At 56.1% G+C, this 12694-nt stretch carries 14 protein-coding genes; 4 read left to right on the top strand and 10 right to left on the bottom strand.

Annotated elements, in window-relative coordinates; all coding sequences use genetic code 11:
* Positions 1-47: 47 nt before the first annotated feature.
* On the bottom strand, positions 48-674 hold the full coding sequence (locus FCN15_RS09800; protein ID WP_138494832.1) for an alpha/beta hydrolase: 627 nt from the start codon (positions 672-674) through the stop codon (positions 48-50).
* 1 nt (position 675) lies between these two features.
* Positions 676-1632, bottom strand: a complete 957-nt coding sequence (locus FCN15_RS09805; protein WP_238996603.1) for a ring-cleaving dioxygenase — start codon at positions 1630-1632, stop codon at positions 676-678.
* 412 nt (positions 1633-2044) lie between these two features.
* Between FCN15_RS09805 and FCN15_RS09810 the strand changes: the two genes are divergently transcribed.
* Both FCN15_RS09810 and FCN15_RS09815 read left to right on the top strand, forming a co-directional pair.
* On the top strand, positions 2045-2470 hold the full coding sequence (locus tag FCN15_RS09810) for an SRPBCC family protein (RefSeq protein WP_138494833.1): 426 nt from the start codon (positions 2045-2047) through the stop codon (positions 2468-2470).
* Positions 2471-2869, top strand: a complete 399-nt coding sequence (locus tag FCN15_RS09815; RefSeq protein ID WP_138494834.1) for an ArsR/SmtB family transcription factor — start codon at positions 2471-2473, stop codon at positions 2867-2869.
* Positions 2870-2976: 107 nt separating this feature from the next.
* Here FCN15_RS09815 and FCN15_RS09820 read toward each other — a convergent pair whose 3' ends face one another.
* Positions 2977-3495, bottom strand: a complete 519-nt coding sequence (locus tag FCN15_RS09820) for a DinB family protein (RefSeq protein WP_138494835.1) — start codon at positions 3493-3495, stop codon at positions 2977-2979.
* Between the two features lie 200 nt (positions 3496-3695).
* Here FCN15_RS09820 and FCN15_RS09825 point away from each other — a divergent pair, with 200 nt between their 5' ends.
* Complete coding sequence (locus tag FCN15_RS09825; RefSeq protein ID WP_138494836.1) at positions 3696-4301, top strand: pentapeptide repeat-containing protein; 606 nt, start codon at positions 3696-3698, stop codon at positions 4299-4301.
* A gap of 105 nt (positions 4302-4406) precedes the next feature.
* The gene (locus tag FCN15_RS09830) at positions 4407-4829 is read left to right on the top strand and encodes a Rossmann-fold NAD(P)-binding domain-containing protein (RefSeq protein ID WP_162515337.1); all 423 of its coding nucleotides are present in this window, start codon (positions 4407-4409) and stop codon (positions 4827-4829) included.
* 190 nt (positions 4830-5019) lie between these two features.
* Here FCN15_RS09830 and FCN15_RS09835 read toward each other — a convergent pair whose 3' ends face one another.
* From FCN15_RS09835 to FCN15_RS09865, 7 genes are all read right to left on the bottom strand, one after another.
* A complete protein-coding gene (locus FCN15_RS09835; protein WP_138494838.1) occupies positions 5020-5595 on the bottom strand; it encodes a sugar O-acetyltransferase in 576 nt (191 codons plus the stop codon).
* A gap of 18 nt (positions 5596-5613) precedes the next feature.
* Positions 5614-6867, bottom strand: coding sequence for an MFS transporter (locus FCN15_RS09840; RefSeq protein WP_138494839.1), 1254 nt, complete (start codon positions 6865-6867; stop codon positions 5614-5616).
* A 59-nt stretch (positions 6868-6926) separates the two neighbouring features.
* On the bottom strand, positions 6927-7958 hold the full coding sequence (locus tag FCN15_RS09845) for an ROK family protein (protein WP_138494840.1): 1032 nt from the start codon (positions 7956-7958) through the stop codon (positions 6927-6929).
* Between the two features lie 182 nt (positions 7959-8140).
* Positions 8141-8476, bottom strand: coding sequence for a hypothetical protein (locus FCN15_RS09850; RefSeq protein ID WP_138494841.1), 336 nt, complete (start codon positions 8474-8476; stop codon positions 8141-8143).
* A gap of 1 nt (position 8477) precedes the next feature.
* A complete protein-coding gene (hydA, locus tag FCN15_RS09855; RefSeq protein WP_138494842.1) occupies positions 8478-9932 on the bottom strand; it encodes a dihydropyrimidinase in 1455 nt (484 codons plus the stop codon).
* A gap of 1 nt (position 9933) precedes the next feature.
* Positions 9934-11223, bottom strand: a complete 1290-nt coding sequence (preA, locus tag FCN15_RS09860; RefSeq protein WP_138494843.1) for an NAD-dependent dihydropyrimidine dehydrogenase subunit PreA — start codon at positions 11221-11223, stop codon at positions 9934-9936.
* Between the two features lie 40 nt (positions 11224-11263).
* Positions 11264-12655 carry an NAD(P)-dependent oxidoreductase gene (locus FCN15_RS09865; RefSeq protein WP_138494844.1) on the bottom strand — a complete coding sequence of 464 codons (1392 nt, stop codon included), beginning with the start codon at positions 12653-12655 and terminating at the stop codon, positions 11264-11266.
* Positions 12656-12694 lie beyond the last annotated feature (39 nt).

Raw genomic sequence — 12694 nt, forward strand, 5'->3', positions numbered from 1 at the left:
GGCCATCCCTCTTTTCTTGAAGAAGTTCAAGCTTTGAACCGTGCGGATTATCCTTGTGAGACAGACCCGCCAAATTGTCTGCTGTACCAGTCTTTAGCCGCTTCCGCTTCCGCTCTGGACAGCTGGTGTCCCATGCTCTCCCAATGAGCCGTCACCTCAGCCCCGGCTCCCAGCAGCAGCCCGGCCAGTTCCTCCGTTTCGCTGCTGCGGACAAGCGGGTCGTTCGTGCCTGCCCCGATAAATACCGGCAGCCCCGGTGATGCAGGAAGCTCCACATTCCGCAGCGGCACCATCGGATGGAAGAGAATCGCTCCCTTCACTGCGGAAGGATAGTGAAACAACAGGCTTGCGATGATATTGGCTCCGTTGGAATATCCTACCGCAATAAGATTGCTGCGGTCAAACCCATACTTCTCCGCCGCTTCGTCCAGATATTCATATACTTCCCGGGTGCGGGCGATCAGGTCCTGCTCATCAAACACGCCTTCCGCCAGGCGTCTGAAGAACCGGGGCATGCCGTTCTCCAGCACATTGCCGCGGAGGCCGAGGACGGACGACTCCGGCGAGATCATTTCCGCGAGCGGCAGCAGGTCGCGCTCGGTGCCGCCTGTGCCGTGAAACATAACAAAGGTCGGCGCGTCAGGTCGGGTTCCTTGTACAAATACATGTCTCATCTTATTTATCCTCCTCCAGCACTCTGACTTCAATCGGCAGCAGAATCGATTCGATGGCCTCACGCTGAGGTTCGTACCAGGAAGGCAGCTTCAGCTCCAGCCCAAGCTCTTCGGCCGGCTCATCGACTGCAAAGCCCGGAGGATCGGTGGCGATTTCAAACAGGATACCGCCCTCCTCGCGGAAATACAAGGCTTTGAAATACTGGCGCTCTACGATCCCCGTTGTACCAAAGCCGTGTTTGGACACCTGTCTGTTCCACTCCAGATGCTCGTCGTAGTCTTTTGCTCTCCAGGCAATATGGTGGACCGTCCCCGCCCCGCCTGCTCCCCAAGGCACGTCAGCTGCCGGAACGTCGATGATGTTGCCTAGCTCACCCTGCGCCTTGAAGCGGATGAAGCCATTTTCCTCGCCGGCAAGCGTCATGCCCAGCACCTCGGTCAGCACCTTTCTTGTCGAAGCCGAATTTGCGCTGTACAGGACGACCCCGCCGAAGCCTTTAATCGCTTTATCCGCCGGTACGCCGCCAAACGACCATGTGCTGGCCGGACCTTCTTCACGCTCTACCAGCTCCAGCTTCAGTCCTTCATTATCGCTGAACTGCAGATAATCCTCACCGAAACGGGAAGCCTTCATGACGGAAATGCCGAACCTGCGCAGCCGTTCCTCCCAGAATGGAAGCGCGCCGGCAGGGACAACATAAGTGGTAATTCCCACCTGTCCGCCGCCGATGCGGCCTCTGCGCGAACCCGGAGCCGGAAAGAAGGTGATGATCGTTCCCGGCGAGCCGCCTTCATTCCCGAAATACAGATGATAAATTTCCGGCGCATCGAAGTTAATCGTCTTCTTCACCAGACGAAGCCCCAGAACTCCAGCGTAAAAATCAACATTAGCCTGCGGATCACCCGCAAAGGCCGTAATATGGTGGATACCTGCTGTTTGCATGTTTTGCGTACTCATGATTAATCGCTCCTTTGGATTATATAGACTGAACTTTAAATGGCATTTTGGGGCTGGTACGGGAAAGATTCCTGCGGTCGCTGTTGTTCGGCGGACACTTATGTTTCTTCGGAATCCTTTCCCTCCCTTGCAGCATTCTATCGTTCAGTCTATAAAGTGAATTTATTATTCAAACATTAGTTATCTTTAAGTAAATTATCTTTAATTAAAGATTAATTGATTCCTGACCTTTTGTCAAGTACTGAATAATAGTAAGTTATATCTCTCGACATGCTCTCGATATTCAGCATTGACATGAAACCTGATGGTTTCCTATAATAAACAACAAGAAACCAATTGGTTTCATTACTTAGATTAAGCGATCTTCTAACGGTTTCTAAAATGAATCCCAACCAACAACGGAGGTTATTTCATGTCAGAGAATCAGCACGGTTTTTCCCCGGAAGTCCACAAGCAGGCTGTCTTCAAAGCGCCAATCGAAAAAGTATGGGCGGCCGTAGCCACCTCAGACGGCATTGCCGCCTGGTTTATGCCCAATACGTTTGAGCCCGTAGTCGGGCATGAGTTCATCCTGAAGGCAGGCCCTTTTGGGGACTCCCCATGCAAGGTCACCGAGCTTGACCCGCCGACCCGGCTCAGCTTCACTTGGGGCAAGGACTGGACCCTTTCCTTTGAGCTGAAGGACCTTGGCGGCCAAACCGAATTCCACCTCTACCATAAAGGCTGGGATGCGGACAAAGTTACCGAGTTCGGCCAGCCGCATCCTGTCGTGCAGGAAAATATGGCAAATGGCTGGACAGGCCTTGTGGCCAAGCTCCAGGGACTGGTGGAGCAGTAAATGTCACCGTCCGCTGCGAAGTCAGCCGCGAAGCACGATGTCTTCCAGGCCATCGCCGATCCGAGCCGGCGCAGGCTGCTGAAGCTGCTGGCGGAGAAGGAAATGCCGGTGAACGAAATCTGCGGACATTTTGCAATGACCAGGACGGCTGTCTCCAAGCATCTGCGTATTCTGGCGGATTCCCGCCTTGTCAGTGTCCGGAAGGACGGCCGGGAAACCCGCTACAAGCTGGAGGCCGAGGGGCTGAAGGAAGTGAAGGAATGGGTCTCCTTCTACGAGCAGTACTGGGACAACAAGCTGTCCATGCTCCGTCATCTGGTGGAGAACGACGGGGCCGCTGTTCCGCTGCACGCAGCGGAGCGGCCGCAGGCGGCAGAACGCGGGGAGAATGCGGAGTGATTGGATCGTGCAGTAATTTGATAGTAGAAAGCAAAAAAGACGCATTTATTTGCGTCTTTTTTGCTTGAGTCTCAAATCTATTTTCCATGTCAAGCTCTAGCTGCCGATCAAACCTGCAGATACTTCTCCCTCAGCACACCCAGCGTGTGCAGCTCATGCCCTGCAATGATGTAAGCCAAAGCGCGGACCGTTGTCGGGTATCCGTTAACCGTCCCTTGGCGCGGCCAGGCTTCCTCCGACAACCCGTCTAACAGCGTCAAGGTTGCCGTCCGCACTGCGGTGTAATCCTTGGCAATCTCCTCGAAGGTCCGGCTGATCACTGCACCATTGCGGACATACTCATCCTGGTCAAAGCCCGGAAAAGGCGTCTGGTCCCCTCTCGCGACACCCAGCAGGCGGTAGCTCATCACCCGCTCCGTATCAATCATGTGGCTAAGCGTTTCTTTAACCGTCCATTTATCCGGCGCATAGCGGACTTCCCCCAGCTCCTCCGGAAGCTTGTCGATCCAGTCGCTCACCTCATGAAGCCTGCCGGCAAGCAGGTCCGTAATTTCGCCGTCCGGCACCTTGGCAATGTACCCCGCAGTATATTCCGGATATTCCCCAGGCTGTGGTCTGTTGGTCATTGGAATCCCACCTTTTGGATTTTTTATCTACAATACTATAAATACGCTGCAAAATCAGCCCTCTTCTCTCGGCCCCGCCCCGCCCGGGAAAATAATAGGCTTGACTTTACGCAGAGCTTTAACGGCCCTTGACACCCGTGTGCTATATTAGAAAGGATTTACAACCCTAATCTGACCTATGATTGATGGAGGGCATTTTTATGTACCAGCATATAAACCGGAATTTTGAAGAAGTAGACTTCAGTACCCAGGATTTAAAATATGGCGAGCTGATCAGCTGCACCTTTACCCGCTGCTCGTTCGCGAACGGCTCCCTGGAGGAGATCTCCTCTGCCGGCTGCCGGTTTATCGAGTGTAATTTCCGCGGGGCTTCGTTAAACGGCTCCATTCATAAGGAATCCGCATTCGAGAACTGTAACTTCAGCGGTGCAAACCTTTATGTGTCCAAATTTGAGGACTGCAAAATGATGGGGTCCGACTTCACCGGCTCCAATCTGGACGGGTTCTCCATTGTCAAAGGGGACTGGTCCTACACCAATTTGAGGCATACCCGGCTGGCTAAGCAGGATTTGCGCGGCGTTAATTTCGTAGAGGCTGACCTGTCGGGGGCCAATCTGGAGAAGGCCGATTTAAGAGACAGTGATTTGACCATGGCGGTCATGGACAAAGCGAATGTCTACGGGGCCGATGCCAGGGGCGCGGTGATGGAAGGCGTCGATTTCAAGTCTTTTTCGATTGCAGGCCTGAAAATGGACAAGGAGCAGTGCGTCTGGGTCGCCCAGTCTTATGGGGCAAAGATTGGGTAGCGTGTCAGCGTTGAACTGCATCACCGCGGAAAGCTTCAGGTCGTCATTGGCCGAGGGTCCGACTTCTTCGGGCCAGGTGTAACGGATTCGTCCGCTGGCGAAAGGATGTTTCAGCCTCTCACCATGGGCAAGGCTGCTTCTGTATTAGGGAAACCCGATCGGAAGCATACATTTACGTTCATTGATGACTTTGGGAGAGCGCTCGTGACGCTTGGACAATCAGAGGATACGTATGGAGAGGCTTGGCATGTACCGAATGCTGATGCGGTACCCGTGACAAGATTTGTAGAATTAGCCGCACAGCTTGCTGGTGTTGAGGCCAGGATAAAGCCAATGGGGAAGGGAATGCTGCGCATTGGCGGGTTATTCATTCCCGGAGCAAGGGAAAGCATCGAGATGTTCTATCAATTTGAGAAAGAGTTTGTTGTAAGCAGCAGAAAATTTACGGACCGGTTCGGGCAGCGGGCAACACCACTGGAAGAGTCGCTGGCCGCTACAATCGACTGGTATCGAACCCGAAGATCCTAGTAGTAGATCATACATTGCGCTAAAGGGAAACGATTATTTACTGCTGACATTTGGCTAAAAAGTTTGCAGCCGCCGGTCAGAAACCGGCGGCTGCTTTATTGGTGCTGCAGTTACGCTCCTTGCAAAATGCTCACCTCACTCTGCTCACTCTGATCCTCTGGTCCTTCTCCCTCTCCGAATCTTAGGCTTATTATTCCGGACTGCAGTCTATCTGCTTGATCACCCTTGCCGGGTTGCCGCCAACGACAACATTGTCCGGGACATCCTTTGTAACGACAGCCCCGGATGCAATGACTACATTGTTTCCGATCTTGACGCCTGGATTAATGACTGCCCGGCCGCCGATCCAAACGTTATCGCCAATGGCAACCGGCTTGCCGTATTCTGCTCCGGAGATCCGCTCCCCGGCATCCAGAGGATGAGTGGCCGTATAAATGTGGACGCCCGGCGCGATGAAGCAGTTGTCCCCGATCCGGATTTCGCACACGTCGAGGAACACGCAGTCAAAGTTCGCAAAGAAGTTCTCGCCGACGTGGATGTTATAGCCGTAATCACAGCGGAAGGACGGCTCTACATAATACTGGCTGCCTACTGAACCGAACAGCTCCCGCAGAATTGCCTTTCTTTCTTCCTCTTCCAGCTCATGCGACTGGTTGAACAGGCGCGTCAGCCGGCGTGCGTTCAGGCGCTCCTTGACCAGCTCAGGGTCGCCCGCCTGATAGAGCTCGCCGTTTAACATTTTTTCTTTCTCCGATTGGGTATGCATTCCGTTTGATTCCTTTCTCTATACAGCAGTATTTTTACCTTTACCTTGCCAATCTTTAGTCTGCGGCTGCCGGCTCAAAATATGATTGACCTTCTCCACACTCACCAGCATCACAACAATACAAGCAAGCACCACAAATGGAAAAATAGAGACGCTCAGCCTGGCAGCCAGATAGCCGAAGAGCGGCGGCAGAAGGGTAGATCCCGTATAGGCGACTGCCATCTGGTACCCTATCAGCTTGGCGGAGTTCTCCCGTCCAAAGCGCGCCGGCGTTTCATGAATCAGGCCCGGATAGACCGGGGCAAACCCCAGGCCGATCAGAACAAGCCCTCCGAGAATAAACGCAGGCTCCGGAAGCAGCAGCATCAGCCCTCCCGCAGCAGCGAGGAGCTGGCCGCACCGGATCAGCAGCCGGTTATGGACTTTAAAGGTAATAAAGCCGGTAATCATTCTGCCTAGCGTAATCCCGCCATAATACAAGGATATCCATAAAGCGGCTGTCTGGGCCGAGATCTCCCGCGCCCCCACAAGATAACTGGCCCCCCACAGCCCTGCCGTCGTTTCCGCTCCGCAGTAGAACAGGAACGAGATCAGTGTCGGCTTGACTCCCTTTATCCGCAGGACGCCGGTTCCGGGAATCTCCCCCAGCTGGGATGGAGCTGCTTCGGCCTGCTCCCGCCCCTCTTCGGCTCCGTTCTTCCGGCGTTCCTGTTCGCGCTCCGCTGCAACACGTCTCCATAGGGGGAGCGTAACGAACAAAATGAGAACGAGGATGAACTGGATGCCGGCTACGGCAGCATAACCGCTTTTCCAAGAGTTATGGTTCGCAATATAGAAAGACATAATGATCGGCCCCAGGGTCGCCCCTACTCCCCAGAAGCAGTGGAGCCAGTTCATATGATGGGCCTTATAATTCTCCGCAACATAGTGATTCAGCGCCGCATCCACAGAGCCTCCTCCCAAACCGAGCGGAATGGCCAGAAGGACAAGCCAGATGATCGAATGAGCCATGGAAAAGCCCAGCAGAGCCCCGGCTGTCAGGAAGCAGCTGATCAGCGTAACCCTGCCGGTGCCCAAACGCTGCACGATACGGCCGCTGGCCAGGCTGGACACGATCGTCCCTCCTGCCACAATCATGGACAGTACACCGGCAGAACCGACTGAGGAGCCCAAATCCGGCCACATCACCGGCCAGGCCGAGCCAAGCAGCGAATCCGGAAGTCCCAGGCTGATAAAAGCCAGATAGATAATGATCAAAAACCATGCAGCCATGTTAATTCTTATTCCCCCTCCATTATTGTCTGTGACGGCTGAAGTGGCTGCCGGCGGCCTCAGCGCCGCTTCTCCACCAGCTTGAGCGAATACGTAAGGCTCTCCAGCGTCATTCGGATCAAGCCGTACATATAATCCTCATCCGGATGCTCCAGCAGCAGCAGCTTTGGCATATGCATGGCCGGGATAACGTTCAGGCATTCCTGACGGATCTGCTCTACATCGCCTGGCCGCATCAGACTCCCCGTCAGCGCAATCATCTCCGGATTAAGGACGGCAATCAGACTGGATACTGCCCGGGCAGCTATAGAGCAGAAGGTGCTTCGGTCATGCAGCTGCCGGAACTGCTCTTCCTGTGACAGGCCGAACGGCAGAAAGGCGATTTCCCCCGCAAACCGGGTGCTGCCCCTGTGAATATGACCTTCGACCATCATCCCTGCCCCGGGAAGACTCCCTTCAATAAAGGTCGCCACGGCAATGGTCTTCTCCTGCATGTCGTCCTGCTTGTGATAGAACCCGTATACCGTCAGATTCATATCATTTTCCAGAATAACCTCGATTCCGTGCTTCTCGCGGATCATCTCCTCCAGCGGAACATTTACAAGCTCGGCAATATCGGATACGTTAATGACCCCTTGGTGGACGGCTCCAGGCACCCCAATGCCGACAGCCCGAATGTCCGGATGGCGGGCAATAAGCTCATCAAGGAAGGCTTCGATTCCTTCCGCATCTACCCTTTTTCGCTCCTCGAGTCCCTGATCCACCGCCTCGCCAGCCAAGTTGGCTACCCGATATTCCAGGGAATGCCCCTGAATTCCCGTCCTGACAATCAGACAGGCAATATAGCAAAAGTTCATATTATACTGATAGACTTTGGCCGGCCGGCCGCCGCTGGATTCCTCAGCATCCAGCTCAATCAGCTCCCCGGCTGCCAGCATTTCATTTAAAATGCTGCCGCAGGTAGCGACACTCAGGCCCGTCTCCCGGGCAACTGTCGATTTCTTGGCCTGCTTTAAGGTTCGAAGCGTTTGGCGGACCAGCTCCTGGTTCATTTCCTTTACGCGTATGGTGTTATTAATAATGGGTTCCACTTATAGACTCACCTTCTTCAGACTCACCTTCTGCTCAAAGCACTTATTAAAAGTCTTTTAATAAGTGTCATGTTAAAGGAATTTCTCTACTGTGTCTATATTATTCTCTTCTCCGCAGCAAAAAGCCGCAGCGTCTAAACGCTGCGGCTCTCCGTTCATCTTCCAAGCTTCGCTGCCCTGCATCACCCTGCCTGGCTGCGCATCATTTCTATATACCGGCTTACCACGTATTTGCGGGCATCCGCAGTCAGCAGCGGCAGCTCCAGCCGGGCCTCGGCGAGATAAAAGGGATCGGCCGCCGGATCGGCTGACCGGCTGGCTGGCAGACCGGCTGACGGGCTGACCAACGGAGCTTCTGATGGGCCGGGCTGGCCAGCGGTCCCCGGCACCTGAGGCTTCAGCCGAAATTTGACCAAAGCCCCGTCCAGCGTCTCCTCAATTCCCTCAATCCTGTAGCCTTTAAACAGCAGCTCATCAATCTCCCGGCGCTCCTTGTCGTATTCATCAAAGGCGCTCATCTCAGCTCACGCTCCCGCTTGGCTCCGCATTGGCCGGAGCTGGAGCCGGAGCTGGAACCGGGGCCGCAGCCGGCAGGCCAAACCGCTTGCGGCGCAGGTACCGGCCGCTTCCGGCTGTTCCGGCAAACGCCTTGTCGCGGATGACAAACTCGCCGCGGACAAGCACGGAGACCGGCTCCCCTTTGACCTCCATCCCTTCAAAAGGGTTATAATCCACCTTCATATGGTGGGTCTCCGCCGACAGGGTGCGGGTCACGGACGGGTCAAAGATGACGATGTCCGCGTCGCTCCCGACGGCGATCGTCCCTTTCTGCGGGAACAACCCAAACAGCTTCGCACTGGTTGTAGACACGATGTCGACAAACTGGTTCAGCGTAATGCGGCCCTTCTCCACGCCTTCGGAGTAGAGAATGGTGAACCGGTCCTCGATGATTGGTCCTCCGTTCGGGATTTTTGAAAAATCCCCCCGGCCCAGCTCCTTCTGGCCCTTGAAGTCAAACGAGCACTGGTCGGAGCCCAGTGTCTGCAGCCCGCCGCTCGCCAGGGCGCTCCACAGCACCTCCTGGTTCCAGGCCTCGCGCAGCGGAGGCGACCAAACGTATTTCGCCCCTTCGAAATCCGGCTTCTCCAGATAGGACTGGTCGAGCACCAGGTACTGCGGGCACGTTTCGCCGTAGATGCGCAGCCCCTTCTTGCGGGCTTCGGCGATTTTCCAAGCGGCTTCGGCGCAGGTGACGTGAACCACATAGAGCTGCGAGTCCGCCAGCTCCGTCAAATAGATCGCCCGGCCGGTCGCCTCGCCCTCCAGCTCGGGAGGCCGGGTCAGCGCATGGTAGATCGGGTCCGTCTGACCCGCTTCCAAGGCTTTTTCGATCAGGTATTCGATCACGTCGCCGTTCTCGGCATGCACCATCACCAAAGCGCCTTCCTGCTTGGCGGTCTGAAGCGTTTTGTACAGGGTGCCGTCGTCGGCCTGGAACGTATTTTTGTAGGCCATAAATACCTTCAGGGAAGTGATGCCCTCGCTCTCAATGATCTGCGGCAGCTCCTCCAGCACCGCGTCATTCAGCTCGGACACCATCAGGTGGAAGCTGTAGTCAATGACCGCTTTATCGCGGGATTTGCCGTGCCAAACCTCCACCGCCTTGCTGAGCGGCTCGCCTTTCGTCGTCAGGCAGAAATCAATGACCGTCGTTGTGCCGCCAAACGCCGCTGCCATCGTGCCGCTTTCGAAATCATCGACCGTGACGGTGCCGCCGAACGGCATATCCAGATGGGTATGCGGGTCCACCCCGCCCGGGAAAACATAACAGCCCGCCGCGTCAATCACCTCCGCTCCTGCCGCTGACAGGTTCAGGCCGATTTCGGTGATGATGCCATTTTCGATCAGAATATCTCCCGTATATGTGTCTGCGGCTGTAACGATTACACCATTGGTGATGAGCTTCTTCGTCATATCAAACCACCTCCGCTTGGGAATAGATGCCGTTTAACTTGGCGATTTCCTTCTGCCGTTCATTCCAGGTCATCGGGGTCAGGCCGCTGTCCACTTCCACCATCTCGATTGCGCCCTCAGCCGGACATACGATGGAGCACAAATTGCAGCCCACGCAGTCTTCCTCCCTGACCTCCAGAAAAGCTTTGCCGTCCGCCCCGGTCAGCATGTCGATACACTGATGGGACGTATCCTCGCAGGCGATATGGCATTTGTTGCAGTTAATGCATTTGTCCGTGTTGATCCGGGCCACCACTTTATAATTCAGGTTCAGATCGCCCCAGTTCGAATAACGGCTCACGGACTGCCCGATCAGCTCCGTCACAGAAGACAATCCCTTGTCATCCAGATAATTGCACAGGCCGTCGATCATGTCCTCGACAATGCGGAAGCCGTGGTGCATCGCTGCCGTACATACCTGGATGCCGGTCGCGCCCATCAGCATAAATTCCACCACGTCCTGCCAGGTCGAAATGCCGCCGATACCGGAGATCGGCACGCCCACCTCCGGATTTCTGGCGCACTCGGCCACCATATTGAGCGCAATCGGTTTAACGGCAGGACCGCAGTAGCCGCCGTGCGCCCCTTTGCCGCCGACATGCGGAATCGTGTTCCAGGTATGAATATCTACACCTGCTAAACTGTTAATCGTGTTAATCATGCTGATGGCATCCGCACCGCCTTTGACGGCGTGCCGGGCAACCACCGTAATATCGGTGATGTTCGGCGTCAGCTTGACGATGACCGGCGTCCGGGCCACCTCCTTCACCCAGTACGTCTGCGCCTCCACGAGATCGGGCTGCTGGCCGGAAGCCGCGCCCATGCCGCGCTCGGCCATGCCGTGCGGACAGCCGAAGTTGAGCTCAAGCCCATCTACGCCGACATCCTCAACCCGTTTGACAATTTCATGCCATTTCTCCTGCTTCGGCTCCACCATCAGGGAAGCGATGACGGCCCGGTCCGGAAAACGTTTCTTCGTCTCCGCGATTTCTTTCAGGTTAACCTCCAGCGGCCGGTCCGTAATAAGCTCAATATTATTGAAGCCGGCGACGCGCTGCCCGTTAAAGTTCACCGCCGCAAACCGTGCAGAGGTATTAATAATGGGATCGCCGAGCGTCTTCCAGACCGCTCCGCCCCAGCCCGCTTCAAACGCCCGCTGCACCTGATAGCCCGTGTTGGTCGGCGGGGCCGAAGCCAGCCAGAACGGGTTAGGTGATTGAATCCCTGCCAGATTAATCCGTAAATCGGCCATATGATGACCTCCTTGGTTATTGAGTTCTGGTCTCTTCGCTTTACACCGCTGTCTCCATCACTTCATCCTGCCGGTCCGTCAAATGGCGGATAATCGAGTAAGCCGCGAGCTTGCCCTGCTCGGCCGCCGATACGACCATCGCTTCGCCCTGGCCCGCGCCGAACACCACGTCTCCAGCCGCGTAAATCTGCGGATCGGAGGTTTGGCGGGTGATCTCGTCAATCTTGACGACACCCCGGCTGTGCTCGAGGCCGAGCAGCTCGATCAGGCCGTGATGGCGCTCCTGGCCGATCGCCGTTACAACGGCATCGACCGGCAGCAGAAAGGCGGAATCCGGGATTTCGACCGGCGCATGGCGGCCGTCCGGCCCCGGCTGTTCACTTAAAGTCATCCGCACGCATTCAATCGCGGCTACCTTGCCGTCCCCGCCGCCAACGATCCGCTTCGGAAGCGTCAGCCAGCTGAATTCCACGCCCTCCTGCTTGGCAAATTCGTATTCGAAATCGTAAGCCGTCATCTCCTCCCGGGTGCGGCGGTACAGCATCTTGACATTGCCCGCCCCCAGCCGGACAGAGCAGGTCGCCGCATCAATCGCCGTATTGCCCGCGCCGATCACGGCGACGCGCCGGCCCAGCAGCTCCGGCACCAGCTCGCCGGTTTTGGTGGCTTCGACGAGGCGGATGGCGTCATAGACGCCTTCCAGCTCTTCGCCTTCGATGCCGAGCTTCGGCACATAGCCCATGCCGGCGGCGAGGACGATGGCATCGAAATGATTTTTCAGCTCAGCGGGCGAAACGTCCCTGCCGACCTTCACGCCGGTGTGAATCTTGACGCCGAGCTTCTCCACCTGCTCTGTCTCCCAGAGCGAGACGGACTGCGGGAGCCGGAAGGACACAATTCCGTAGGTGTCCAGGCCGCCCGGCTTCTCCCGGGCCTCGAACATCTCCACCGCGTACCCTTCACGCGCAAGCTCCCGCGCTGCCGACAAGCCGGCGGGCCCGGCACCGATGACGGCAATCTTTTTCCCGTTGGCCGCTCCGGCTTCAAACAGCTGAACCTCGTTCTCCCGCGCCCAGTCCGTTGCGTAGCGCTGCAGCAGCCCGATCTGGATCGGCTTGGAAGCGTCATTCAGCACGCAGGCGCCCTCGCACAGCTCCTCTGTCGGGCAGACGCGCGCGCAGCTTGCGCCGACCGGATTTGCCTCCATAATGGCTCTGGCGGAGCCCTTCAGGTTGCCGGTGGCGATTCTCTTAATGAACGAAGGAATGTTGATGCTGGTCGGACAAGCTTTTATACAAGGAGCATCATAGCAGTACAGGCAGCGGTTGGATTCCTCCATAGCCCCTTTAGCCGTGAGTCCCGGTTCGAATTCGGCAAAATTTGCGGACAGCCCGTGCGGCAGCCACGCCTCTGATTTGCTGCTGTATTCCATAACTTGTCCCTCCCGGAGTGTCAAAAGTGTGGTGCGGTG

Origin of the sequence: Paenibacillus pinistramenti (assembly GCF_005869875.1) — a bacterium.
GTDB lineage: Bacteria > Bacillota > Bacilli > Paenibacillales > Paenibacillaceae > Fontibacillus > Fontibacillus pinistramenti.